This is a genomic window from Microbacterium sufflavum, assembly GCF_023091155.1.
Taxonomy (GTDB): domain Bacteria; phylum Actinomycetota; class Actinomycetes; order Actinomycetales; family Microbacteriaceae; genus Microbacterium; species Microbacterium sufflavum.
In genome coordinates, this window is record NZ_JAHWXK010000001.1 from 2,962,182 (window position 1) to 2,987,527 (window position 25,346).

Sequence of the window (25,346 nt, forward strand, 5' to 3'; positions counted from 1 at the left end):
CCCGGGCCCCTCCGTGAGACGCGTCAGACGAGCGAGCGCAGCACGTACTGCAGGATGCCGCCGTTGCGGTAGTAGTCCGCCTCACCGGGGGTGTCGATGCGGACGACCGCGTCGAACTCGATCGGCTGCTTGCCCTCGGGCGAGTGCTCGCTCGGGGTGGCGGTGACCTTGACCGTCTTCGGGGTGACGCCGTTGTTGAGCTCCTCGAGGCCCGTGATCGAGACGATCTCGGTGCCGTCGAGGCCCAGCGACTCCCAGCTCTCGCCGGCCGGGAACTGCAGCGGGACGACGCCCATGCCGATGAGGTTGGAGCGGTGGATGCGCTCGAAGCTCTCCGTGATCACGGCCTTGACGCCCAGCAGGCTCGTGCCCTTGGCCGCCCAGTCGCGCGATGAGCCGGAGCCGTACTCCTTGCCGCCGAACACGACGAGCGGGGTGCCCTGCTCGGCGTAGTTCATGCACGCGTCGTAGATGTACGACTGCGGACCGCCCGGCTGGGTGAAGTCGCGCGTGAACCCGCCCTCGACGACCTGACCATCGTTGACGGCCGAGACCATGAGGTTCTTCAGGCGGATGTTCGCGAACGTGCCGCGGATCATCACCTCGTGGTTGCCTCGGCGCGAGCCGAAGGAGTTGAAGTCCTTGCGGTCCACGCCGTGCTCGGTGAGGTACTGCGCCGCCGGGGTGCCCGGCTTGATGTTCCCGGCGGGCGAGATGTGATCGGTCGTGACCGAGTCGCCCAGGGTCGCCATGACGCGCGCGCCCTGGATGTCCTGCACCGGGGTGAGCTCCATCGTCATGCCGTCGAAGTACGGCGCCTTGCGCACGTAGGTCGAGTTCTCGTCCCACTGGAACGTGTCGTCGTCGGGCGTCGGCAGGTTGCGCCAGCGCTCGTCGCCGTCGAACACCGTGGCGTACTGCTTGATGAACTGGTCGCGCGAGATCGACGAGTCGACGATCTCCTGCACCTCCTCCGGCGACGGCCAGATGTCCTTGAGGAACACGTCGTTGCCGTCGGCGTCCTGACCCAGCGCGTCGGTGTCGAAGTCGAAGTGCATCGATCCGGCGAGGGCGTACGCGATGACCAGCGGCGGGCTGGCCAGGTAGTTCATCTTCACGTCGGGGCTGATCCGGCCCTCGAAGTTGCGGTTGCCGGAGAGGACGGCCGTCACGGCGAGGTCGTGCGAGTTGATCGCCTCCGACACCTCCTCGATCAGCGGGCCGGAGTTTCCGATGCAGATCGTGCAGCCGTAGCCGACGGTGTAGAAGCCGAGGCCCTCGAGATCCTTGTCGAGGCCGGACTTCTCGTAGTAGTCGGTGACGACCTTCGAGCCGGGGCCGAGCGTCGTCTTGACCCAGGGCTTCTGCTTCAGGCCCTTCTCGCGAGCCTTGCGCGCGAGCAGACCGGCCGCGATCATGACCGACGGGTTCGACGTGTTCGTGCACGACGTGATGGCGGCGAGGGTCACAGCGCCGTTGTCGAGGATGTACTTCTCGCCGTCCGGGGTGGTGACCGGCACCGGGTTGGAGGCGTTGACCGGGGCGCCGCTGCTGATATGCACCGGACGCGTGGTCGGCTCCTCCTCGCCGGGGACCTGCCCGGGGTCGGACGCGGGGAACGAGTGCTTCGACTCGAGGTCGACGATGTCCTCGCTGGTCGAGGGCGAGGCGTAGGCCAGGATGTCCTGCTCGAACTGCGACTTGGCCTCGGACAGCAGGATGCGGTCCTGCGGACGCTTCGGGCCGGCGATCGACGGGACGACCGTGCCGAGGTCCAGCTCGAGGTACTCGCTGAACACGGGCTCGCGCGACGCGTCGTGCCAGAGCTGCTGCTCCTTGGCGTACGCCTCGACAAGCGCGACGGCTTCCTCGCTGCGGCCGGTGAGGCGCAGGTAGTCGAGCGTGACGTCGTCGATCGGGAAGATCGCGGCGGTGGAGCCGAACTCCGGCGACATGTTGCCGATCGTGGCGCGGTTCGCGAGCGGCACCGAGGCGACGCCCTCGCCGTAGAACTCGACGAACTTGCCGACCACGCCGTGCTTGCGCAGCATGTCGGTGATGGTGAGCACGACGTCGGTCGCGGTCACACCGGCGGGGATCTCGCCCGAGAGCTTGAAGCCCACGACGCGCGGGATGAGCATCGACACGGGCTGGCCGAGCATCGCGGCCTCGGCCTCGATGCCGCCGACGCCCCAGCCGAGCACGCCGAGACCGTTCACCATCGTGGTGTGCGAATCGGTGCCGACGCAGGTGTCGGGGTACGCGCGCAGCACGCCGCCGACCTCGCGGTCGTAGATGACCTTGGCCAGGTGCTCGATGTTCACCTGGTGGACGATGCCGGTGCCGGGCGGGACGACCTTGAAGTCGCTGAACGCCGTCTGGCCCCAGCGCAGGAACTGGTACCGCTCGCCGTTGCGCTCGTACTCGATCTCGACGTTGCGCTCGAGCGCGTTCTCGGTCCCGAAGAGGTCGGCGATGACGGAGTGGTCGATCACCATCTCGGCGGGCGAGAGCGGGTTGATCTTGTTGGCGTCGCCGCCGAGCGCCGTGACTGCCTCGCGCATCGTGGCGAGGTCGACGATGCAGGGCACGCCGGTGAAGTCCTGCATGACCACGCGCGCCGGCGTGAACTGGATCTCGGTGTTCGGCTCGGCGGTGGCATCCCACGAGCCGAGCGCCTCGATCTGCGCCTTCGTCACGTTCGCGCCATCCTCGGTGCGAAGCAGGTTCTCCAGCAGGACCTTGAGGCTGAAGGGAAGCTTGTCGAAACCGGGCACCGTGTCGATGCGGAAGATCTCGTAGTCGGTGCTGCCGACCGTCAGGGTGCTCTTGGCACCGAAGCTGTTCACCGTGGACACGAATCCGTCTCCTTCTATTCGGATGGGAGCGACAGGCGCCTCCATCTTGCTCGCCCGCGCACCCCGGCGGCTAGGAAGGCGGACCTAACCAGTCTGCTCCCCGCGACGCGTGGGCGAAAGCCTGCGATTTATCTTGATGTCGAGATAAATCTATCACGCCGCGGCGGCATCCTCGCGCGAAGGCGCGCGGGGATAGAGCGCACGGACCACCAGCCAGGTGACCGCGATGAGCGGCGCGAACAACGGCAGTCCCATCACCAGCTTGAGCGTTCCGAGCGCCGTCACGTCGCCCGCGAGATACAGGGGGAACTGCACGGCCAGTCGCGCGAAGAAGAGGGCCGCCCACGCGATGCCGAGCCAGAAGAAGGCGCGACGCTTGCGGCGGTCCGTCCGCCACGCGGTGCCCTCGCCCATGAGGAAGCCGGCGGCCAGACCGATGACCGACCACCCGATGAGCGCCGACACGAGGATGGCCGACCCGTACACGGCGTTGGTGATGAGCCCGGGGACGAAGTTGTCCTCGCCGCGCCCGGTCCAGAGCGCCAGTCCTGCGGCGGCGACCGCGGCGATCAGGCCGCCGAGCGCCGCGGACGGTGGCGACTTCTGCACCAGGCGCACGATCGTGAAGATCGCGGCAAGCCCGACGGAGACGCCGAGCGGAAGGATCAGCGGCTGCGGGCGGAGGGTGAAGAGGATGACGAACGCGAGGCTCGGGAGCACCGATTCGACAATGCCGCGCCAGCCGCCCATCGCCGACCACACGACCGTGTGCGTGCTCGCGCTCTGCGCGGGATCGAGGCCCGCCTTCCTGGCCGCTCCCCCCAGCGCGGCACCCAGGATCTCCGACGCGGTCTGCGGGCGCTCCGGCTCCTCGGGAACCGGGGAGCTCACGCCGAGCCCGGGGTCGCCGGCATCTTCAGGGGGATGAGGTCACGCGGGGGCATGGGGGCGCCGCCACGCACGACGACGATGGAACGGAACAGGTCCTCCACCTTCGCGGCCGCCTCGGGATCGGACGCCGCCGCCCCGCCGATCACACCGCGCAGGAACCACCGCGGGCCGTCGATGCCGATGAAGCGTGCCAGACGCAGGCCGGAGCCCTCGGCCGCCGTGGCCGGGACCTCGGCGAGCAGCTCCTTGCCCAGCGGGCCCTCCCGCTCCTCGACCCGTCCGCCCTGCGCCTTCACCTGATCACGCAGCTGCACGCGGGTCTCGTCCCACAGGCCGCCCGATCGGGGCGCCGCGAACGGCTGCACCTGCAACGAGGACTCCGCGTAGTCGAGACCGACGGCGACGATGCGCTTGGACTGCTCCTCGACCTCGAGGCGCAGGTTCAGGCCCTCGCGCGGAAGGATCTTGATCCCGCCGAGGTCGATGTACGGGCGGACCGGGTTCGCCTCGGAGTCGTCGAAAGGACCCTCCGTGGCGCGGTTCTCCGGCGCCGACTTGGAGGGGGTCGCGTTGTTGTCGCTCATCTCGCCTGTCCTGCTTCGTTCGCGGTGGCCTGTGCCTGGTAGCCGGTCGATCCGAATCCCCCGTCGCCCCTGACGCTGTCCGGGAGCTCCTCGACCGGCAGGAACCGGGCGCGGGTCACGGGCATCACGACGAGCTGGGCGATGCGATCGCCGACGGCCACATCGTACGCGCTGTGGATGTCCGTGTTGATCAGGCTCACCTTGATCTCACCCCGGTAGCCGGCGTCGACGGTGCCCGGTGCATTGACGATGGAGATCCCGTGCTTCGCCGCGAGACCACTGCGCGGAACGACGAAGGCCGCGTAGCCGTCCGGGAGGGCGATGCGCACGCCGGTCGGGACGAGAGCCCGCTCCCCCGGCTCCAGGTGCACGGCCTCCGCGGCGACCAGATCGGCGCCCGCGTCACCCGGGTGCGCATAGCCGGGGACCACTGCGGCGATAATGGGGACATCAACGGAATCGGTCACCCCATGAGGCTAATGCAGAACCCCGCCACCGCCGCACGTCCCCGCTACCGGGAGCGGCTCGCACCGAGCCTCTGGCTCCTCGTCACCGTCGCTCTCGCCGGACCGATGGTCTCGCTCATCTTCGTCCCGGTCGGATCGACGGTCGCCCTCGTCCTCGGCGCGCTGGTCTCCGCCGCGCTCGTCCTCGCGGTCATCGGTCTTGCCCCGGTCGTCTCGGTCGAGGACGGCGTGCTCCGCGCCGGTCGCGCGCACATCGACGTGACCCACCTCGGCGAACCGCTCGCGCTCGATGGAGCAGACGCACGTCACGCCAGAGGACCCGGAATCCCCGCCCGCGGGTGGCACCTCATCCGCGGCGGTATCGACGGCCTGGTCGTGGTGCCCAACCTCGACGACGCGGATCCGGTCGTGGCGTGGACCATCTCGACCCGCACCCCCGACCGCCTCGCTGCGGCGATCCGCGCCGCGAAAGGCTGAGCCACCCGCCAACGACAGCGCGCCCCTGACCGGATGGCCGGGGGCGCGTCATGCGTCGCTCGGAGGACTGCTCAGGCAGCGCACTCCTTGCAGATGGGGCCGTCGGGTCCCTCGTGGTCGAGCTGCGAACGATGCTTCACGAGGAAGCAGCTCATGCACGTGAACTCGTCCTGCTGCGCGGGCAGCACGACGACGTCGAGCTCGAGGTCGGAGAGGTCCGCGCCCGGCAGGTCGAAGTTCGAGGGGTTGTCGGAGTCCTCGTCCCCCGTCGTGCCGGACAGCTTGTCCGGCACACGCTCCTTCAGGGCTTCGATCGACTCGGAGTCGTCTTCACTCTTTCGGGGAGCGTCGTAATCGGTTGCCATGCGGTGAATCTCCACTTTCATGGTGCGAGTGGGCGGGTGTGCCGTCGGGTAATCGGCGGCCATAGTTTGCATGACGGTGGGGCATTTCGCAAATGCCTCCGCATGCGACAGGGCAAACTCACGGCACGCCCGCGATATTCCCTGTTCCGCCCCCTCCCCCGTGACACCATGAACGCACACCCATCAGAGGGGCATTCGCATGGAAAACGTCACCATCGTCGGCACTGAAGCAGGAGTCCTCGTGCTCGCGACCGAGTCGGGCGAACGCTTCGCGCTGCCCATCGACGACGTGCTGCAGCGGGAGATCCGCCGCGCCACCCGACAGGCCGAACCGACCGCCCAGAAGCTCGCCGCGAGCCCGCGCGACATCCAGGCGCAGATCCGCGCCGGTCTCACCGCACCCGAGGTCGCCGAGCTGCTCGGTATCGCGGTCGACGACGTGGTCCGCTTCGAGGGGCCGGTGCTCGCCGAGCGCGAGCACATCATCGGCCAGGCTCTCGCCGTGCCCGTGCTCATCGGCAGCGAGGTCGAACCGGACGCCCAGCCGACGTTCGGCGCGGCCGTGCGCGCCAAGCTCGCAGAGGTCGCGGCGACGTCCGAGCGCTGGGCGAGCTGGAAGGAGGACACCGGCTGGATCGTGAAGCTCGAGTTCACAGCCAACGACGTCGATCACGACGCCCGGTGGAGCTTCGACCCCCGGCGCAGCGCGCTCTCGCCCCTCAACGCCGACGCCACTCAGCTCTCCCGCCAGGGCTCGCTCCCCGAGGGACTGATCCCCCGGCTCCGCGCGGTGGAAGCCGACCGGACGACGTCGCCGTACAAGGACGACAGCCGTTTCGACTCCGGTGCCTTCGGACCGCGCCTCGTGCCCACCCCGGAGGGGGAGGTCGAAGAGCCGTCGCTGCCGGAGCGCTCCGCCCCCGCCGTCCAGGACGCGGCGATCAACCGCGCCCCCGACTCCAGCGCCCCGAGCGCCGAGACCGCCGACCTGCTGGAAGCCCTGCGACGGCGTCGGGGTCAGCGCGAGACGTCACCGCTGCTCGAGGAGCACGAGGAGAGCCGCGAGGAGTCGAGCCCGATCTCTCTCTTCGAGGCCTTCGACGATGTCAGCGAGCCGGAGACGACGGAACCGGACTCGCCGCGCAGCCCCGCCGAACCGGCGGAGAGCGGCGGCCGTCGTCGTCGTCGCAACGCCATGCCGTCGTGGGACGAGATCGTCTTCGGAGCGCGCACCGACGAGTGAGTCGCGCTCTCCGCGGTGGCGTCGGCGTCACCGTGCGAAGGCACCGAGACGGATGAGCGGCACCCGCGTCTCCTCATCGGTCATGGCACCGTGCTGTCCGATCATGCCGCGATTGCGCTGATCCGCTGCGGTGCCGTCGTACACCGCCCAGGACCCGCGCGCGATCACGAGCACGTCCCCCACCCGGGCAGCCGCGGCCTCCGTCACCGCGGGACCGAACAGGCCGGCCCTGATGGCGTCGTCGCGCGTCACGACATCGGCGGCGCCCTCCAGGTCGGTGCGCAGCCGGGAGAGCACCGCGCTCACGTCGGCGGCCGGCTCCAGGTACACGTGCAGCATGCGCGGCTCGCCGCCCAGGTGCCGCACCCCGCGCAGGTGCGATTCGTCGAGGACCGCCTGCCGATGGGCGGGGACATCGACCATGCCGTGGTCGGAGGTCACCAGGACGCCGACGCCCGGAGGCACACGAACGCTCAGGGCGGCATCGATGCGCTCCAGCGCCGCGACCCACTCCGCGGAGGCGATCCCGTAGCGGTGCCCCGCCTTGTCGACCTCGGGCAGATAGCAGTAGACGAAGGAGCCCGGATGGTCGTGGGCGAGAGCGAAGGCCGCCTCGACCCGATCCTCCGGGGTCAGCGCGGGGACGAAGGTCGCGCCGCGCAGCGTCGCGCGCGTGAACCCGCTCGTGGCGTACGCGGCGAGCCCCACGGCGAACGTCTCGCGGCCCGCGGCAGCCTCCCGCTCGAAGACGGTCGGCACCGGCTGCCACGCGAGCGGGTCGAGCCCGTCGCTCTCCCACCCGCTGAGCTGGTTCACGAGCACGTCACGCTCGCGGTCGAGGACGCGGTACCCCACCAGCCCGTGCTCGCCGGGCCAGACACCCGTCACGATGCTGGTCAGCGCGGCAGCCGTCGTCGACGGGAACACGCTGTGCGCGACATCCCGCTTCGTCATCGCCCCACTGAGCGTGCGCGCGTGACCGGAGTGCCCGCGGAGGCTGAGGGCGCCCAGTCCGTCGACGACCACCAGCACGACCGACTCCGTGCGCGGGAGCAGCTCCGACTCGCCGCGGAGAGCGGCGCTCAGGTCGCCCGCCACCCCGACGACGCTCCGGGCGCTGGGCGAGGCGGACGGTAGCATGAGGGACATCCGAGCCAGTCTGACACAGGCTCCCGTACGCCCCCAGGAAGTCCATGCCGAAAACCCCGCCGTCCGAGCCCGTCGACGAACGCATCCAGGACATCGATCTCTCTCACGAGATGCAGGGCTCCTTCCTCGAATACGCGTACTCCGTCATCTACTCCCGCGCCCTTCCGGACGCGCGGGACGGGCTCAAGCCGGTGCAGCGCCGCATCCTGTTCCAGATGGCCGAGATGGGTCTGCGCCCCGACCGCGGTCACGTCAAGAGCGCGCGCGTCGTCGGCGAGGTGATGGGAAAGCTGCACCCCCACGGCGACTCCGCCATCTACGACGCGCTCGTGCGGCTCGCCCAGGAGTGGGCGCTGCGCGTGCCGCTCGTCGACGGGCATGGCAACTTCGGCTCACTCGACGACGGCCCGGCGGCCGCCCGGTACACCGAGGCACGACTCGCGGCCGCCGCACTCTCCCTCACGGAGAACCTCGACGAGGACGTCGTCGACTTCATCCCCAACTACGACGGCCAATTCCAGCAGCCCGCCGTGCTGCCCGCGGCCTTCCCGAACCTGCTGGTCAACGGCGCCAGCGGCATCGCCGTCGGCATGGCGACGAACATGGCCCCGCACAACCTCATCGAGGTCGTGGCCGCAGCCGTGCATCTCCTCGAGCACCCGGACGCCACGACGGAAGAGCTGATGGAGTACGTGCCCGGCCCCGACTTCCCCTCGGGCGGCATCCTGATGGGCCTCGAAGGCGTGAAGGACGCGTACACCACCGGCCGCGGCGCCCTGAAGGTCCGCGGCAAGACATCGATCGAGCCGCTCGGCCCCCGCCGCACGGGCATCATCGTCTCCGAGCTGCCCTATATGGTCGGCCCCGAGCGACTGATCGAGAAGATCCGGGACGCCGTCCAGGCCAAGAAGCTGCAGGGCATCAGCGACGTCACCGACCTCACCGACCGCAACCACGGACTGCGCGTGGCCATCGGCGTGAAGACCGGGTTCGATCCGAACGCGGTCCTGGAACAGCTGTATCGGCTGACACCGCTGGAAGACTCGTTCAGCATCAACAACGTCGCCCTGGTGGACGGGCAGCCGCGAACCCTCGGCCTCAAGGAGATGCTGAGCGTCTACGTCGGGCATCGCATCGAGGTCATCACCCGCCGCAGCCGCTACCGCCTCGCCCGGCGCGAGGAACGTCTCCACCTCGTCGAGGGCCTCCTCATCGCGATCCTCGACATCGACGAGGTCATCCAGGTCATCCGCTCCTCCGACGACTCGGAACAGGCGCGCACCCGCCTGCGCTCGGTCTTCGATCTCAGCGAGCCGCAGGCCGAGTACATCCTCGAGCTGCGGCTGCGGCGCCTGACCAAGTTCTCCCGCATCGAGCTGGAGACCGAGCGCGACGCGCTGCTCGCCGAGATCGCGGACCTGCGAGAGCTGCTCGGCAGCCCCGCGCTGCTCCGCGCCGCCGTCGCCCGCGAGCTCGACGCCGTGGCCGAGGCATACGGGACCCCGCGACGCACGCTGCTGCTCAACGCGGCTCCGCCGAAGCCCCGCGCCGCCAAGGGGGCCGCCGACCTGCAGATCGCCGACGCGCCCACCACGCTCGTGCTGTCCACCACCGGTCGTGCCGTCCGGGTCGACCTGGGCGACGGCCAGGAGCTCACGGCCCCCACCCGCCGGAGCAAACACGACGCCATCCTCGCCACGGTCGAGACCACGGTGCGCGCCGAGCTCGGTGCGCTCACGAGCAGCGGACGGGTCGTGCGCTTCTCCCCCGTCGACCTTCCGTCGGTTCCGGCGAGCTCGGTCCAGCTGGCGGCCGGCGCCCCGCTGCGCGACTACCTCGGCATCACCACGAAGGGCGAGCGCATCCTCGGGTTCGTACGCTTCGACAGCGACACGCCGATCGCCCTGGGCACCGCGCAGGGCGTCGTGAAGCGCATCGTGCCGTCGGCACTCCCCGTCCGCCCGGAGCTCGAGGTGATCGGCCTCAAGCCCGGCGACACGGTCGTGGGGGCGGCGGAGTCCCCCGACGACGCCGAGCTCGTGTTCCTCACCTCCGATGCGCAGCTGCTCCGCTTCGCTGCCGCGAGCGTGCGACCGCAGGGCGCTGCCGCCGGAGGTATGGCCGGCATCAAGCTCGGGGCCGGCGCCACGGTGCTGTTCTTCGGGGTGGTCGCACCGGGGGTCGACGCGGTCGTGGCGACCGTGTCGGGTGCCGAGAGCATCCTGCCCGGAACCGATCCAGGACGCGCGAAGGTCTCGTCGTTCGCGGAGTACCCCGCCAAGGGACGAGCGACCGGCGGGGTGCGCGCCCACGCCTTCCTGAAGGGCGAGGACCGGCTGACGGTCGCGTGGGTCGGTCCCAACCCGCCGCTCGCGGTCGACCCGACGGGTGCCGTCCGCAAGCTCCCGGAGTCCGGCGCCCGACGCGATGCCTCCGGTCAGCCCATCGACGGCGTGATCGGCAGCATCGGGCGCACGATCGTCTGAGCGCGCGAAGAGCCGTCGAGCGGGGTGCCCGGGCTTCGGGCTCCCCGCTGCGTGTCAGGCGTCGATGGACTCGCGCGACAGCCGGTCGGCCGAGTCGATGATGAACTCGCGCCGCGGAGCGACCTCGTTGCCCATCAGCAGCTCGAACACGCGACCGGCGGCCTCCGCGTCCTCCATACGGACGCGACGGAGCAGACGCCCGGAGCGGTCCATGGTCGTGTTCGCCAGCTGCTCGGCGTCCATCTCCCCGAGACCCTTGTAGCGCTGGATCGGCTCGTGCCACCGCTTGCCCGCCTTGCGGAGCTTCGCCAGCAGCGCGTGCATCTCCTGCTCGGTGTACGTGTAGATCGTCTCGTTCGGCTTGGACCCCGGGTTGATCACGATGATGCGGTGCAGCGGAGGAACGGCGGCGAACACGCGGCCGTGCTCGATCAGTGGTCGCATGTACCGGAAGAACAGCGTGAGCAGCAGGGTGCGGATGTGGGCGCCGTCGACGTCGGCGTCGCTCATCAGGATGATCTTCCCGTAGCGCGCCGCCTCGATGTCGAACGTGCGACCCGAGCCCGCTCCGATCACCTGGATAATCGACGCGCACTCCGCATTGGAGAGCATGTCCCCGACCGAGGCCTTCTGCACGTTGAGGATCTTGCCGCGGATGGGCAGGAGTGCCTGGAACTCGCTGTTGCGCGCGTTCTTCGCCGTGCCGAGAGCGGAGTCGCCCTCCACGATGAACAGCTCGCTGCGTTCGACGTCGTTGGTGCGGCAGTCGACGAGCTTCGTGGGGAGCGTGGACGACTCCAGCGCGTTCTTGCGGCGCTGTGTCTCCTTGTGCGCCCGCGCGGACACCCTGGCCTTCATCTCGGACACGATCTTGTCGAGCAGCTGCGTGGCCTGGCTCTTGTCGTCGCGCTTCGTCGACGTGAAGCGCTGCAGGAGCTCCTTGCGCATGACCTGGGCGACGATCTGCCGCACCGCCGGCGTGCCGAGCACCTCCTTGGTCTGGCCCTCGAACTGCGGTTCGGGCACGTTGACGGTGAGCACGGCCGTGAGCCCGGCCAGCACGTCGTCCTTCTCCAGCTTGTCGTTGCCGACCTTCAGCCGGCGGGCGTTCTGCTCGACCTGCGCGCGGAGAACCTTCAGCAGCTCCTGCTCGAAGCCCTGCTGGTGCGTGCCGCCCTTGGGCGTGGAGATGATGTTGACGAACGAGCGGATGCGGGTGTCGTAGCCCGTGCCCCAGCGCAGCGCGACATCCACTTCGCAGACGCGCTCCACCTCGGTCGCGACCATGTGGCCGTCCGCCTGCAGCACGGGCACCGTCTCGCGGAACGTGCCCTCGCCCTGGATGCGCCACGTGTCCGTCACCGGCGGGTCGATGGCGAGGTAGTCGACGAACTCGGAGATGCCGCCCTCGTACAGGTACGACGTCTCGATCGGCCCGGCGGGAGCGCCGTCGTCGCCGACGGGCGCCGTACCGGCGCGCTCGTCGCGCACCACGATCTCGAGGCCCGGGACCAGGAACGCCGTCTGTCGCGCACGCGTCTCCAGCTCCGCCAGCTGGAACGCGGCGTCCTTCGTGAAGATCTGCCGGTCGGCCCAGTAGCGCACGCGCGTGCCGGTGACGCCGCGCGGCGCCTTGCCGATGACCCGCAGCTCGCTCTTCTCCTCGAACGGCGTGAACGGCGCGTCGGGCCGCTTCTCGCCGGAGTCGCGGAACACGCCAGGCTCGCCGCGGTGGAACGACATCGCATAGGTCTTGCCGCCGCGATCGACCTCGACGTCGAGACGCTCGGAGAGGGCGTTGACCACCGAGGCACCGACGCCGTGCAGTCCACCGGACGCGGCGTACGAGCCGCCGCCGAACTTCCCGCCGGCGTGCAGCTTGGTGTAGACGACCTCGACGCCGGACAGCCCGGTGCGCGGTTCGACGTCGACCGGGATGCCGCGGCCTCGGTCGTGCACCTCGACGCTGCCGTCCTCGTGCAGGATGATGTCGATGCGCGACCCGTTGCCGGCGACGGCCTCGTCGACGGAGTTGTCGATGATCTCCCACAGGCAGTGCATGAGCCCGGGCGAACCGTTCGAGCCGATGTACATGCCCGGTCGTTTGCGGACCGCCTCGAGTCCTTCGAGCACCTGGAGATGATGGGCGGAGTACTCGGCATTCACAATCTCCGAGTCTATTCGCGCGGGCGCCGTGGACTCGGCCGACACTCCCCACGCGTCGGCAGTCGGCGCGGGCCCGTACGCGCTGAGCGAAACACGCCGACAACCGGGCATGCCCACAGGCGGGGCGTGGTTGTATTGAGCACGACCAACAAGGACGCCGACACCCGAGGAGGCCCCGAGATGAATGCAACGACCGAACGTGAGACCTCCGCTGTCGAGTTCCGGCTGACCGCGATGGACCGGTGCGACTCCTGCGGTGCGCAGGCCTACATCGCCGCCGAGGTCAACGGCTCCGAGCTCCTGTTCTGCGCCCACCACGGCCGCAAGTACGAGGAGAAGCTCCGCAGCGTCGCCACCAGCTGGCACGACGAGACCGCTCGCCTCGTCGAGACGGTCTGATCGCGCGGGTGGAGTGAGCCGGACCCGCCGGCTCAGTCCACCGGCACGCGACGGATCCGCGGACTCAGCCGCGTGAGGATCTCCTCTCCGACCGTGTCGATCCGTTCCGCGAGCGTCGTGGCCGAGGACTCGCCCGCCTCTCCGGGACCGAAAATCGTCACCTCGTCCCCGACGGACAGTCCCGCCCATCCCTCGATCTGCGCGAAGAACGGTTCGATCCTTTCGAGCACGCGTGCTCCGGCCGGCGTGCCGACCCGGGCCCCGACGAGCGTCGATGGCAATCCGTCGAAGGCGCCGACCTCGATCACCGCGCGGCCCTCCTCCACGCGTGCGACCGGCGCCACCAGTCGCGCGACCGGGCGCACACCCTCCAGCTCGGGCCCGTCCGCGGAGCGGATCCCGTAGCAGAACGCACCGATGCGGGCGACGGTGCCCCGCAGCTCGGGCCGCCACCACGACGCGGCGGACGCGGTGAGGTGAAGGGCGGCCGGTGTCGGGCCCGTCCCCCCGGCGGCGCGGACCGCATCGAGGAACACGGCCTGCGCGTCATCGTCCTCGCGATCGCTCGCCTCCGCGATGTGGCTCCAGATCCCCTCCAGGGACAGCTGTCCGGCAGCCTCTGCAGCCCGAGCCTGCGCGATCGCCCCCGGCCAGTCCTCCGGGAGCACGCCGTTGCGGTGCAGGCCCGTGTCGATCTTCAGGTGCACGCGCGCAACAGCCCCGAGCGCCTCGGCGCGCGCGATGATGCGGTGCAGGTACTCCACAGTGCCCACGCCGAGGTCGATCCCCTGGAGCAGCGCCTCGTCGATCTCCGCATCCGTCGAGGTGGCCCACGCGAACACCCTCGCCTCAGGGCCAACGATCCTTCGCACGTCGAGGCCGCCCCGCACGTCGTAGCTTCCGAACGACGCCACCCCCGCCTGTACGGCCGTCTCCACGGTCCAGGTGAGGCCGTGGCCGTAGGCGTCGTCCTTGAGCACGAGCATGAGCTCGCATCCGTCGAGGCGGGAGGTGACCGCCGCGATGTTGTCGCGGAGCGTCCGCGCGCTCAGCCGCAGCTCGGGGCGGCTCATGCCTCCCACCCCCGCACGGCATGCGAACCGGCGACCGCGACCAGCTCCGCGGCGGACATGTCCGTCGCCGAGGACCATCGGACGATCTCGTCTCGGGCGGGTCCGGTGCCACCGAAGTACGTCACCTCGGCGCCGACCGGGGCCTCCGTGCCCTCCAGATCGACGACGCAGACGTCCATGGCCACGCGGCCGACGATCGGGCGGAGGATGCCGTCCACCTCGACCAGGGCGACGTTGCCGAGCGCGCGCACGATGCCCTGGGCGTACCCTCCGGTCACGAGCGCGACCGTGGTGTCGCCCGACGCGCGGAACGTGTAGCCGTAGGAGACGGCGTCGCCCGCGCGCAGCGGCTTGGTCGACATCACGCGTCCCGTCAGCCGCAGGACCGGTGTCGCGTCATGATTGCTGCCGGGGAGGCCGTAGAGGATCGACGGGTCGATGTCCGGTTCCCCCGTGGTGACCCCGGCGATGCCCTCCAGCCGCAGCATCTCCACCTCGCCCTCGCTGTCCACGCGCACCTCGCGGGCACCGGCCACCGTCACGGCGTGGGCCACGGCGAGCAGCCCGTGACCCCAGGCGTCGCGGCGCAGGTCTGCTCGCTCTCCCCCCTCGCGGACGGCCGCAACCGCTGCGGCGGTGAGGGCGGAGCGGGAGATCAGCGCCCGCGGAAGCGCACTCGAGGTCGTGTCACACACGTGATCCAGCCTAGCTTCGTGTTCCGGGATCCCGGTGTGACTCCCCCGTAGACTGGACGGCATCCCCAACCCCCGGAGCTCCATGACTCGTCTTTCTCTCGCGCCCCGCATCCGCTACCTCCTCGGCCGCGCCCGTCGCATCGACGTCGGCTCCGTCGTCGAGCGAGCGAAGGAGGCCTCTGCACAGCACCACAAGCCCGTCCCGACGATCGTCGTGGACATGCTGTGGTCCGCCGCGCGGCACAACGTGGGGTTCCAGGACTACATCGACTACGACTTCGCGATGCTCACCCGTGCCGAGCGCGACACCTACATGACGCACCCCGTGTCGAACCAGCTCTCCCAGAAGTACGACCACCCGGACTTCCGGTGGATCTTCCAGGACAAGATCGAGTTCAACCGGAAGTTCTCCGAGCACCTCCATCGCGAGTGGCTGGTGGTCGAAGAGGGCAACGCCGCCGAGGTGCGCGCGCTCACGGAACGCCTGGGGACCATCGTCACCAAGGAGCCGGTCGGTCAGGCGGGCACCGGTGTGCACCGGTACCACGCGGCCGATATCGACGACTGGGATGCCTTCCACCGCGGGCTGCTGAGTCGCGGCGAGCTCCTCATCGAAGAGGTCATCCGACAGCACGACGACCTCGCCGCCGTCTGCCCTGGCACCGTGAACACGACCCGCATCACCGCGTTCTTCGACGGCGAGAAGGCGCACATCCTCGCGATGGCACAGAAGTTCGGGCGGGGCGCCGTGAGCGATCAGATGACCTTCGGGGGCTTCTACACGATGCTCGACGAGAACGGACACGCGGTCGGCGCGGGGTACGACTCGCACGGCCACGTGCACGAGACGCACCCGGACTCGGGCTTCCGCATCGCGGACTTCCAGCTGCCCTTCATGGACGAGGTGCGAGCCTTCATCGACCGGGTGGCCAGGGTCGTGCCCGAGGTGCAGTACGTCGGCTGGGACGTCGTCGTCACGCCGGACGGTCCCGTGCTCGTCGAGGGCAACTGGGGCGCCGGCGTGTACGAGAACAAGCCCAGCGTCACCGGGATCCGCACCGGCCACAAGCCGCGCTACCGCGAGGTCATCGGGTTCTGACCACCACGACAGAACGCCCCCGGATTCCTCCGGGGGCGTTCTCGTCGAACCAGCAGATCAGACCGCGCGGACGATGCCGAGCGGCGTGGACTCCAGTCCCTGGCCGAGCGGATTGTCGCCGAGGATCTTCACCAGCCGGGCTTCGCCGGCCTTGTCGAGCGTCGATCCGAGGATGTTGCCGCCGAGGTCGTTGATGTCCACCACCGCGACCTCCACCTGCCCACCGAGCAGGCCCTTGAGCCGTGCTGCGACGCCGTCCGGGTCCTTCGGGCCGAGCACCACGGCCTGGTTGTACGGCGGGATCGTGTGCTTGGTGGGGCCATCGATCGCGCGCGCCTTGTCCCCGGCGATGCGATAGAAGTCACCCTTTCGTCCGAACGCCTTGGTGACCGCGGAGACGGCGGCGGCGAACAGGATACGCGGCGTGCCGCACTCCCGCAGGGCCATCTCCATGGTCTCGGGCATGCCGAGCCCGATGCCGTAGGGCGTGCGCGTGACGTACTTCGAGAGGAACAGCGCGAGCTTGCGCGGCGTGATCTCGTCCAGGCGGTACGACCGACCCTGCGTGATCGCCACGATCTTCTCCGTGACGAACAGCAGGTCTCCCGGCTGCACGGCGTCCTTCGCGTATTCGGTGATGACCGCGTCGAGGTCGTCGTCCGGCATCACCACGCGGGTGCGCAACGGGATGCGCGCGTAGCTCGTGCCGTCGACGCTGGTCTCGAGCGCCTTGCCCTCGTTCGCCTGCATCACTCGAGGTAGTCCCGCAGCGACTGCGAGCGGCTCGGGTGGCGCAGCTTCGCCATCGTCTTCGACTCGATCTGACGGATCCGCTCACGCGTCACGCCGAACGTGTCACCGATCTGGTCGAGCGTCTTGGGCTGACCGTCGCCGAGGCCGAAGCGCATGCGGATCACGCCCGCCTCCCGCTCCGAGAGCGAGTCGAGCAGCTGCTCGAGCTGGCGCTGCAGCATCGTGAAGCCCACGGCATCGGCGGGGACGACCGCCTCGGTGTCCTCGATCAGGTCACCGAACTCGCTGTCGCCGTCCTCACCGAGCGGAGTGTGCAGGGAGATGGGCTCACGGCCGTACTTCTGCACCTCCACGACCTTCTCCGGGGTCATGTCGAGCTCGCGGCTCAGCTCCTCCGGGGTGGGCTCACGACCCAGGTCCTGCAGCATCTGCCGCTGCACGCGGGCGAGCTTGTTGATGACCTCGACCATGTGCACGGGGATGCGGATCGTGCGGGCCTGGTCGGCCATGGCGCGCGTGATCGCCTGACGGATCCACCAGGTCGCATAGGTCGAGAACTTGAAGCCCTTGGTGTAGTCGAACTTCTCGACGGCGCGGATCAGACCGAGGTTTCCCTCCTGGATCAGGTCGAGGAACTGCATGCCGCGACCGGTGTACCGCTTGGCGAGCGAGACGACGAGCCGCAGGTTCGCGCCGAGCAGGTGGCTCTTGGCTCGCTGGCCGTCGCGGGCGACCCACTGGAGGTCGAGACCCAACTGACTCGACTTCTCGGCCGGGGTCATCGCGGACAGCTTCTCCTCGGCGAACAGACCCGCCTCGATGCGCATCGCGAGCTCGACCTCTTCGGCCGCGTTCAGCAGCGCGACCTTTCCGATCTGCTTCAGGTAGTCCTTGACGGGGTCGGCCGTGGCGCCGGTGATCTGCGTCGAGTAGACGGGGACGTCCTCGTCGTCGTTCGACGAGATGACGATCGCGCCGGTGGGCAGCGGCTCGGTGAACGCCGGCTTGGCGTCCTCCTCCTCGTCGTCCCCCGCGCTCTCCTCGGCGGAATCGGTCGCGGCGTCGTCTTCCTCGACGACCTCCTCCGACTTCTTCTTCTTCGCCGCGCCGCGCTTGGCGGCACCGCGCTTGGCGGGCGCTGCCTCGTCGAGGTTCTCGACCTCGATCTCCTCGTCGGGCGTGGGTTCTTCGGCGGCCTTCTTCGTCCGTGTGTTCTTCGTCGTGGCAGGAGTCACGTTTCGCCTTTCACGGAGCCGATCACGGGCCCCGGGACATTTCGGACACTAGTAAGACCCTTGTCAAGTCCGGAGTTCGAAAACGCCGATTGACAACGGGTCGGACTCCTAGTATCGCACACGTGTGGCGCTCCGGATGCAATCCGGCGAAGTTCGGGTCGATCCTGCTCAGCCGCGGCCGGGCTTGTCCTCGTCGCCCGACGGTCGCGTGGCCAGGTAGCGCTCGAGCTCCGCCGCCAGCTCGTCCGCGCTCGGCAGGTCGCGCTCGCTGAACCCGCCCTCGTCGTAGCTGTCGTCCTCGGGGTCGCGGCCTGCCATGTAGGCGTCGTAGCGGCGCTCCAGGTTGTGGACCATCTGCTGCAGCTCGTCGTTCGCCGCGACCTGCTCGTCCACCCTGGCGATGTAGTCCTCCCGGCGCTCGCGCACGGCGTCGAGCATGAGCACCAGTCCCGTGGATGCCATGAGCTTCTCGGCCGCAGCGCTGACCGCGTCGGGGTTCTCCGTCTCGGCGAGGTAGTGAGGCACGAGCAGCACGAAGCCCACCACTCGTTCGCCGCGCTCGGCGAAACGGAACTCCAGCAGATGCCCCGCGGTCGCCGGCACCTGCGTACGCGGGCGCCACACCGAGTGCGAGACCACGAGGTCACGGCGGTTGCCGCTCACCGTCGTGCCGATGGGGCGGGTATGCGGCACGGGCATGGCGATCGAATGCACCCAGTGCAGTCCGGATGCCTCGTACTCCGCGGCGAGGTCGAGCACGGTCTCGGCGAAGGCGTTCCACGCGAAGTCCGGTTCGTAGCCCGCGAGGAGGAGGAACGGGCGACCGAGGGCGTCCGTCGCGAGCGAGAGCTCCAGCCGAGGCGGCCGGAACTCGGTGAGGTGGTCCTGATCGAAGGAGATCACCGGACGGCGGGCCCGGTAGTCGAGGAGCACATCGTTGTCGAAGATCACGAGCGGCTGCGGAGATGTGGACTCGCGGAGGTGGTCGATCAGTCCGGACACCGCGCTCCCGGCATCCGTGAAGCCGGTCAGGAGCACGACGAGGGGCAGTCCGTGCGGCACCGTCGGCGCGTTCGCGACGCGTTCGTGGATCTCTCCGGAGAAGGGCATGACTCCATGCTACGAGCAGGTCCCGACGAGGGGCCCCGGGCCGTCTCGCTGAGAGCGAACACGCGGGGGCACGCGGGGCCGCCCGGTCGCAGAGGTCCTCCTAGGATGGAGAGCATGACGCTTCCCGTGCTCTCGCACACCACCGATCAGTTCCCCGGAAGCGCTGCCGATGCCGCAGTGCTCGTCGTTCCCGATCTCTCGGATTCGGCCGAGTCGCTGGAGGCCTACCCCGGCCTCGCCGAGGTCCTCGAAGGCATCGGGTTCACCGGTGCCGCCGGATCGTTCGCCCGCGTGTACGCGCCCGACGTCTCCACCCTGCCGTTCGCCGTCGTCGGTGCCGGGAAGAGCATCGACGACGCCGCGATCCGCAGCGCCGCCGGTGTCGCCCTCCGCTCGCTGACCGGGTTCCCGCACGTCGCGCTCGGGCTCGCCTCCGGCCTCGACGGCCACGCCGCCGCCGCCGCCGAGGGGGCCGTGCTCGGCGGTCACCGCTTCGACGGCTACCACACCGAGAAGGGCAAGGCGCGCGCCGAACGGATCACCGTCCACGCGGACCTCGACGACGAGACGATCACCCGAGCGCAGACCCTGGGCGAAGCCGTCGCGCTGATCAAGGATCTGGTGAACGTCCCCGCGGAGTGGCAGAGCCCCGCGCAGCTCGCGCAGAGCGCGGCCGACAGCGTCGCCGAGCTCGATGTCACCGTCGACATCTTCGACGAGGCCGCGCTGGCGGAGCAGGGCTTCGGCGGAATCCTCGGGGTCGGGCAGGGGTCCGACCGGCCGCCGCGTCTGGTCCGCCTCGACTACTCCCCCGCAGACGCCGTGCGGCACCTCGCCCTGGTCGGCAAGGGCATCACGTTCGACACCGGTGGCCTCTCCCTCAAGCCGGCCGCCTCGATGGTGGGCATGAAGTTCGACATGGCCGGGGCCGCGACGTCCCTGGCCGCCCTTCGCGCCATCGCCCGGCTCGGGCTCCCGGTGCGCGTCACCGCCTGGCTCTGCATCACCGACAACATGCCGTCCGGCCGGGCCCTGCGCCCCGGTGATGTCATCCGCATCCTCGACGGCACGACGGTCGAGGTGCAGAACACCGACGCCGAAGGGCGCCTGGTCCTCGCCGACGGCCTGGTCGCCGCCAGCCGAGAGCACCCCGACGTCATCATCGACGTCGCGACGCTGACCGGTGCGATCGTCGCCGCCCTCGGACACCGGCACACGGGCGTGTTCGGCGACGACGAGACGGTGACGCGGTTCCTCGCCGCGGCGGAGCAGACCGGAGAGCCCGCCTGGCACATGCCGCTGCCCTCGTACATGGAGGAGTCCCTCGAGTCGCCGATCGCCGACCTGCAGAACGCGAACATGGGCGACCGGATGGGCGGCGCCTCGTTCGCCGGTCTGTTCCTGCGACGCTTCGTCGGACCGGTCTCGGACGCCGAGGACGCCGCCCGCATCCCCTGGGTGCACCTCGACATCGCGGGCTCCGGCGAACACGCCGGTGCGCCGTACGGCTTCACGGAGAAGGGTCCAACGGGGGCGATGGTCCGATCGATCGTCGCCTTCGCCGAAGCAGCATCCCACACGGAGGCATAACACCGATGACAACCCACACCTTCGACATCGTCGTGCTCGGCGGTGGCAGCGGCGGCTACGCGGCCGCGCTGCGCGCCAGCGAACTCGGCAAGTCGGTCGCGCTGATCGAGAAGGACAAGGTCGGAGGCACCTGTCTGCACCGCGGCTGCATCCCGACCAAAGCGCTGCTGCACGCGGCGGAGGTGGCGGAGCATGTGCGCGACGCCGCAGCGGTGGGGATCTCGGCCACCCTCGACGGCATCGACGCGCCGGGCGTGCGTGCATACCGCGAGGGCATCGTCGCGAAGAAGTACAAGGGGCTCGAGGGCCTCGTCAAGGCGCGTGGCATCACCACGGTCACCGGGACGGGACGGCTCAACGCAGACCGGAGCGTCAGCGTCGGCGACGACGTGTACGTCGGGACGGACGTCGTGCTCGCCACCGGCTCGTACAGCCGCACGCTTCCCGGGCTCGACATCGGCGGCCGCATCCTGACCAGCGAGCAGGCGCTCGCGCTCGATGTGATCCCCGAGCGCGTCATCGTGCTCGGCGGCGGTGTGATCGGCGTGGAGTTCGCGAGCGTCTGGTGCTCCTTCGGTGTCGAGGTCACGATCGTCGAGGCGCTGCCGCACCTCGTGCCGAACGAGGACATCGCGATGAGCAAGGGGCTCGAGCGCGCGTTCCGGCGCCGCGGCATCAAGTACTCGCTCGGAGTGCGGTTCCAGCAGGCCACCCAGGACGACACGTCCGTCAGCGTGACCCTCGAGAACGGCACGGAGCTCACCGCGGACTACCTGCTCGTCGCAGTCGGTCGCGGTCCCGCCACGGCCGATCTGGGCTTCGAGGAGGCGGGCGTCGTCCTCGACCGCGGATTCGTCACGGTCGACGAGGAACTGCGCACCGGGGTTCCCGGGGTGTGGGCCGTCGGCGACATCGTCCCAGGACTCCAGCTCGCCCACCGGGGCTTCCAGCAGGGCATCGCGGTGGCCGAGCGCATCGCCGGCCTCTCCCCCGCGACGGTCCCCGACGTGCAGATCCCGAAGGTCACGTACTCCAGCCCCGAGGTCGCCTCGGTCGGGCTGACCGAGGAGGCGGCCGTGGCCGCGCACGGCGCCGACGCGGTGTCGTCCTACGAGTACAACCTCGCCGGCAATGGCAAGAGCGAGATCATCGGAACGGGCGGCCTCGTCAAGGTCGTCCGCCAGAAGGACGGCCCGGTGCTCGGCGTGCATCTGATCGGTGACCGCGTCGGCGAGCTCATCACCGAGGGTCAGCTCGCTGTGGCCTGGGAGGCGCACCCCGAGGACATCGCTCCGCTCATCCATGCGCACCCCACGCAGAGCGAAGCGCTCGGCGAGGCCTTCCTCGCGCTGGCCGGAAAGCCCCTGCACGCCCTCTGAGCACCAACCGGTGCCCGAGTCACTAAGCTAGACAAGCGTCATACAACTTCTGAAGGAGACTCAGTCATGAGCACATCCGTGGTCCTCCCCGCTCTCGGTGAGAGCGTCACAGAGGGTACGGTCACCCGCTGGCTCAAGCAGGTGGGAGACACCGTCCAGGCGGACGAGGGCCTGCTCGAGATCTCGACCGACAAGGTCGACACCGAGATCCCCTCCCCGGTCACCGGCGTGATCGAGGAGATCCTCGTCGCCGAGGACGAGACCGTCGAGGTCGGTGCCCTGCTCGCTCGCATCGGCGACGGCAGCGCCGCAGCCCCGGCGGGCGACGCGCCCGCTGCGGCCGCCCCCGAAGCGGAGGCCGCCCCTGCCGAGGCCCCTGCCGCGACCGAGACTCCTGCTGAAGCGCCGGCTCCGGCCGAGGCTCCTGCGGCCGAGGCTCCCGCTCCCGCCGCCGAGGCTGCGCCGTCCGGTGACGCCACCGACATCGTGCTTCCCGAGCTCGGCGAGAGCGTCACCGAGGGAACGGTCACCCGCTGGCTCAAGCAGGTCGGTGACTCGGTCGAGGTCGACGAGGCTCTTCTGGAGATCTCGACGGACAAGGTCGACACGGAGATCCCCTCGCCCGTCGCCGGCGTGCTCCAGGAGATCGTCGCGGCCGAGGACGAGACCATCGCGGTCGGCGCCGTCCTGGCCCGCGTCGGTTCCGGCGCTGCCCAGCCTGCCGCCACCGAGGCACCTGCCGCGCCGCAGGCCGCGCCCGAGGCGCCCGCCTCCCCGGCACCCGCTGAGGCTCCGGCCGCACCGCAGGCGGCTCCCGCCCAGCCCCAGGCTCCGGCCGCGGCCCCTGCACCTGCTGCCCCTGCTCCGGCGCAGGCCGCACCGGCTCCCGCAGCGACCGAGGCGCCCGCTCCGAAGCTCTCGCTGCGGACGGAGAACGACAACCTCTACGTCACCCCGCTGGTGCGCCGTCTGGCCGCACAGCAGGGCGTGGATCTCGCTTCCGTGACGGGTACCGGTGTCGGCGGGCGCATCCGCAAGGAGGATGTGCTCAAGGCTGCCGAGTCCGCATCGCAGGCTCCGGCCGCCACGAATGCGGCTCCGGCTCCCGCACCGCTCGAGGTCTCCCCGCTGCGGGGTACGACCCAGCCGATGTCGCGTCTGCGCAAGGTACTCGCCAAGCGCGCGGTCGAGTCCATGCAGCAGACGGCGCAGCTCACCACGGTTGTGGAGGTCGACGTCACCGCGCTGGCGGAGTACCGCGACAGCGTCAAGGGCTCGTTCCTCGAGAAGACCGGCGACAAGCTCTCGTTCCTGCCGTTCTTCGCGCTGGCCGCCGCCGAGGCGCTGCAGGCCTTCCCGATCGTGAACGCGACGGTCGACGGTGAGCAGATCGTCTACCCGGCCACCGAGAACGTCTCGATCGCGGTCGACACCGAGCGCGGGCTGCTCACTCCGGTGCTGCGCGACGCCGCGTCGAAGAACATCGCTCAGATCGCTCACGAGATCGCCGACCTCGCGGCCCGCACGCGCGACAACAAGCTGAAGCCGGACGAGCTGGCCGGCGGGACCTTCACGCTGACCAACACCGGTTCCCGCGGTGCGCTGTTCGACACGCCCGTCGTGTTCCTTCCGCAGTCCGCCATCCTCGGCACCGGCACGGTCGTCAAGCGTCCGGGTCTCGTCAAGGTCGGCGGAACCGACGCGATCGCGGTCCGTTCGTATGTGTACCTCGCTCTGTCGTACGATCACCGCATCATCGACGGTGCCGACGCGGCGCGCTTCCTCGGTGCGGTGAAGGCGCGCCTCGAAGCGGCGCAGTTCGCCCCGCAGCTGGGCGCCTGACCGAACGATCATTCTGGCTGGTCCGCGACGTCGTACACGTCGCGGACCAGCCATTTGTCGTCCTGCCGCACGAGTACGACCATCGCGGTGGGACTCGCGGCGTCCGCCTCCGCCGGCCGAGCGACGCGGGTGACCGCGACGTCGCCGTACTCGTCGACCAGCTCGACCGTGAGCTCACCGCTGAGCGCGCGCACGGCGTCGACGGTTCCTGCGGAACCGGGCGCGATCGCGGCGACGCACTCCGCGTCCCCGGCGGAGTGACAGGCCTCAGCGGCGGAGACGAGCGTCGGGACGGCGGCGGCGGGGTCGCCCGCGTCCGCGACGCGCGGCGTGGGGGCAGCAGACGCGTGCTCGGCTCCTGTCGTCGATGACCCGCCTTTCGCCCGACCATCCCCGGTCGACGTCGGCGTCGGCGCCGTCCCCGCCGCGGTGGAGGCACCTCGGGCGTCGCTCCCGCCGTCGCCGCTCGGCCACATCAGCCCGCCCACGAGCACGACGGCCGCACCCGCTGCCGCGATCAACAGCAGTCGGCGACGAGGTGCGCGGGGAGCCGCGGCCCGATCCCGCCCCCTACCGCTCGTCGCCCGCCGCACGCGGACGGCCTCCCTGGCGTCGGCGATCCGCGACGCGATGTCCTCCCGCAACATCCGCACGGCGCTGCGGACTCTCGCCCGGGTGGTCCGTGGGGTACGGACCGCGGACCTCCGCGTCGCGAGGCTCCTCCGCGTCGGGGCGACCCCGCCCACAGCGGGCTCGACGACGCGGGAGAGGTCTCGCGCCCGCACCGGCTTCGTCGTCTGATGCTCCAGGGGACGTGGGGACACGAGGGCGAGAAGCTCGCACTCCCACTCGTCGAGAAGCCGCCGCGGAACCCGGGGGTGCTCCAGTCGTTCGCGCAGTCCATCCCCCACCCGGTCGAGAACACGCCTCAGCGCTCGATCGGTCTCGCAGTCCCTGAGCGTCTCGACGATCGTCGCCGCTGCGGACCGGATCCCGCTCCCCTCACCGATGACGAACAGGGGTCGCCCGCCGTCGGTGAGCCACCACGTACCCTCGACGCCGCTGCCCACGCGCGCCAGTTCACCGATGCCGCGCAGCAGACTCACCGCCACCGTGCACACCTCACCCTGACGCAACCGCTGCCCCGAGGCGGACCGTCGGTCGATGAACGCCTGCAACCGATCGGTGCACCAGGGCAGCAGCACATCGTGGCCGTCCGCACGTCGGACGATGTCCAGCGGTCCGGCGACGTGCTGTGCGCCCGCGAAGTGCCAGCCCGCCCATCCCGCGAGCTCCTCGCTCGGACACCGCACCGCCACGCCGTCGCCGCTGGTGACGAGCGCCCCCGCGAAGGGGGTGTCCGGCGACGACAGCATCCGCAGCGTGCGGTGCGCTCGTGCCAGCAGGGGCGGTGGGGCCGTCTCGATCGTCTGGGCGTCGGTCATGCGCCCATCTCACCCGAGGGATCGTGCGCCCGGAGCCATC

Annotated in this window: 21 protein-coding genes; 8 read left to right on the forward strand and 13 right to left on the reverse strand. The window is 70.1% G+C overall.

Annotated features, from left to right (window positions below):
* Positions 1 to 23: 23 nt before the first annotated feature.
* The 4 genes from KZC56_RS14320 to dut all read right to left on the reverse strand — a co-directional run bounded on the left by KZC56_RS14320 (position 24) and on the right by dut (position 4,800).
* Positions 24 to 2,858 (reverse strand): aconitate hydratase, encoded by a 2,835-nt coding sequence (locus tag KZC56_RS14320; RefSeq protein ID WP_136036099.1) that lies wholly within the window; start codon positions 2,856 to 2,858, stop codon positions 24 to 26.
* A gap of 153 nt (positions 2,859 to 3,011) precedes the next feature.
* Positions 3,012 to 3,749: a DUF3159 domain-containing protein gene (locus tag KZC56_RS14325; RefSeq protein WP_136045086.1), complete on the reverse strand. Its 738-nt coding sequence runs from the start codon at positions 3,747 to 3,749 to the stop codon at positions 3,012 to 3,014.
* A complete protein-coding gene (locus KZC56_RS14330) occupies positions 3,746 to 4,333 on the reverse strand; it encodes a DUF3710 domain-containing protein (protein ID WP_136033035.1) in 588 nt (195 codons plus the stop codon). Before KZC56_RS14330 ends, KZC56_RS14325 begins: the two co-directional genes overlap by 4 nt.
* On the reverse strand, positions 4,330 to 4,800 hold the full coding sequence (gene dut / locus KZC56_RS14335) for a dUTP diphosphatase (protein ID WP_247638829.1): 471 nt from the start codon (positions 4,798 to 4,800) through the stop codon (positions 4,330 to 4,332). The genes KZC56_RS14330 and dut overlap by 4 nt, the downstream gene beginning before the upstream one ends.
* A gap of 12 nt (positions 4,801 to 4,812) precedes the next feature.
* On the opposite strand from dut, the gene KZC56_RS14340 reads away from it, so the two are divergent.
* Positions 4,813 to 5,277, forward strand: coding sequence for a DUF3093 domain-containing protein (locus KZC56_RS14340; RefSeq protein ID WP_247638830.1), 465 nt, complete (start codon positions 4,813 to 4,815; stop codon positions 5,275 to 5,277).
* A gap of 71 nt (positions 5,278 to 5,348) precedes the next feature.
* Here the strand turns inward: KZC56_RS14340 and KZC56_RS14345 are convergent, their stop codons facing one another.
* Positions 5,349 to 5,642 carry a DUF4193 domain-containing protein gene (locus tag KZC56_RS14345; protein WP_025103572.1) on the reverse strand — a complete coding sequence of 98 codons (294 nt, stop codon included), beginning with the start codon at positions 5,640 to 5,642 and terminating at the stop codon, positions 5,349 to 5,351.
* A 199-nt stretch (positions 5,643 to 5,841) separates the two neighbouring features.
* On the opposite strand from KZC56_RS14345, the gene sepH reads away from it, so the two are divergent.
* On the forward strand, positions 5,842 to 6,885 hold the full coding sequence (gene sepH, locus KZC56_RS14350) for a septation protein SepH (RefSeq protein ID WP_247638831.1): 1,044 nt from the start codon (positions 5,842 to 5,844) through the stop codon (positions 6,883 to 6,885).
* A 27-nt stretch (positions 6,886 to 6,912) separates the two neighbouring features.
* On the opposite strand, the gene KZC56_RS14355 is transcribed toward sepH, so the two are convergent.
* Complete coding sequence (locus KZC56_RS14355; protein WP_247638832.1) at positions 6,913 to 8,034, reverse strand: alkaline phosphatase family protein; 1,122 nt, start codon at positions 8,032 to 8,034, stop codon at positions 6,913 to 6,915.
* 44 nt (positions 8,035 to 8,078) lie between these two features.
* On the opposite strand from KZC56_RS14355, the gene KZC56_RS14360 reads away from it, so the two are divergent.
* Positions 8,079 to 10,520, forward strand: a complete 2,442-nt coding sequence (locus KZC56_RS14360) for a DNA gyrase/topoisomerase IV subunit A (RefSeq protein WP_247638833.1) — start codon at positions 8,079 to 8,081, stop codon at positions 10,518 to 10,520.
* A gap of 54 nt (positions 10,521 to 10,574) precedes the next feature.
* Here the strand turns inward: KZC56_RS14360 and KZC56_RS14365 are convergent, their stop codons facing one another.
* On the reverse strand, positions 10,575 to 12,686 hold the full coding sequence (locus KZC56_RS14365; RefSeq protein WP_372490596.1) for a DNA gyrase/topoisomerase IV subunit B: 2,112 nt from the start codon (positions 12,684 to 12,686) through the stop codon (positions 10,575 to 10,577).
* Positions 12,687 to 12,866: 180 nt separating this feature from the next.
* Here KZC56_RS14365 and KZC56_RS14370 point away from each other — a divergent pair, with 180 nt between their 5' ends.
* On the forward strand, positions 12,867 to 13,085 hold the full coding sequence (locus KZC56_RS14370) for a DUF7455 domain-containing protein (RefSeq protein ID WP_136033021.1): 219 nt from the start codon (positions 12,867 to 12,869) through the stop codon (positions 13,083 to 13,085).
* Positions 13,086 to 13,117: 32 nt separating this feature from the next.
* Here the strand turns inward: KZC56_RS14370 and KZC56_RS14375 are convergent, their stop codons facing one another.
* Both KZC56_RS14375 and KZC56_RS14380 read right to left on the reverse strand, forming a co-directional pair.
* On the reverse strand, positions 13,118 to 14,158 hold the full coding sequence (locus KZC56_RS14375; protein ID WP_136033019.1) for an alanine racemase: 1,041 nt from the start codon (positions 14,156 to 14,158) through the stop codon (positions 13,118 to 13,120).
* Positions 14,155 to 14,853, reverse strand: a complete 699-nt coding sequence (locus KZC56_RS14380; RefSeq protein WP_240744619.1) for an alanine racemase — start codon at positions 14,851 to 14,853, stop codon at positions 14,155 to 14,157. The genes KZC56_RS14375 and KZC56_RS14380 overlap by 4 nt, the downstream gene beginning before the upstream one ends.
* Before the next feature lie 82 nt (positions 14,854 to 14,935).
* Between KZC56_RS14380 and KZC56_RS14385 the strand changes: the two genes are divergently transcribed.
* A complete protein-coding gene (locus tag KZC56_RS14385) occupies positions 14,936 to 15,952 on the forward strand; it encodes a sugar-transfer associated ATP-grasp domain-containing protein (RefSeq protein ID WP_136033014.1) in 1,017 nt (338 codons plus the stop codon).
* Between the two features lie 57 nt (positions 15,953 to 16,009).
* Here the strand turns inward: KZC56_RS14385 and KZC56_RS14390 are convergent, their stop codons facing one another.
* From KZC56_RS14390 to KZC56_RS14400, 3 genes are all read right to left on the reverse strand, one after another.
* Positions 16,010 to 16,702 carry a coenzyme F420-0:L-glutamate ligase gene (locus tag KZC56_RS14390; protein ID WP_205812673.1) on the reverse strand — a complete coding sequence of 231 codons (693 nt, stop codon included), beginning with the start codon at positions 16,700 to 16,702 and terminating at the stop codon, positions 16,010 to 16,012.
* A complete protein-coding gene (locus tag KZC56_RS14395; protein WP_136036091.1) occupies positions 16,702 to 17,940 on the reverse strand; it encodes an RNA polymerase sigma factor in 1,239 nt (412 codons plus the stop codon). Before KZC56_RS14395 ends, KZC56_RS14390 begins: the two co-directional genes overlap by 1 nt.
* A 168-nt stretch (positions 17,941 to 18,108) precedes the next feature.
* A complete protein-coding gene (locus KZC56_RS14400; RefSeq protein ID WP_136033007.1) occupies positions 18,109 to 19,050 on the reverse strand; it encodes a proteasome assembly chaperone family protein in 942 nt (313 codons plus the stop codon).
* Positions 19,051 to 19,164: 114 nt separating this feature from the next.
* On the opposite strand from KZC56_RS14400, the gene KZC56_RS14405 reads away from it, so the two are divergent.
* From KZC56_RS14405 to sucB, 3 genes are all read left to right on the forward strand, one after another.
* Entirely contained in the window at positions 19,165 to 20,640 is a 1,476-nt protein-coding gene (locus KZC56_RS14405) for a leucyl aminopeptidase (protein ID WP_247638834.1), read from the forward strand.
* Between the two features lie 5 nt (positions 20,641 to 20,645).
* Positions 20,646 to 22,019, forward strand: coding sequence for a dihydrolipoyl dehydrogenase (gene lpdA, locus KZC56_RS14410; RefSeq protein WP_247638835.1), 1,374 nt, complete (start codon positions 20,646 to 20,648; stop codon positions 22,017 to 22,019).
* A gap of 66 nt (positions 22,020 to 22,085) precedes the next feature.
* Entirely contained in the window at positions 22,086 to 23,861 is a 1,776-nt protein-coding gene (gene sucB, locus KZC56_RS14415) for a 2-oxoglutarate dehydrogenase, E2 component, dihydrolipoamide succinyltransferase (protein WP_247638836.1), read from the forward strand.
* An 8-nt stretch (positions 23,862 to 23,869) separates the two neighbouring features.
* On the opposite strand, the gene KZC56_RS14420 is transcribed toward sucB, so the two are convergent.
* A complete protein-coding gene (locus tag KZC56_RS14420) occupies positions 23,870 to 25,306 on the reverse strand; it encodes a hypothetical protein (protein ID WP_247638837.1) in 1,437 nt (478 codons plus the stop codon).
* Positions 25,307 to 25,346: the final 40 nt, after the last annotated feature.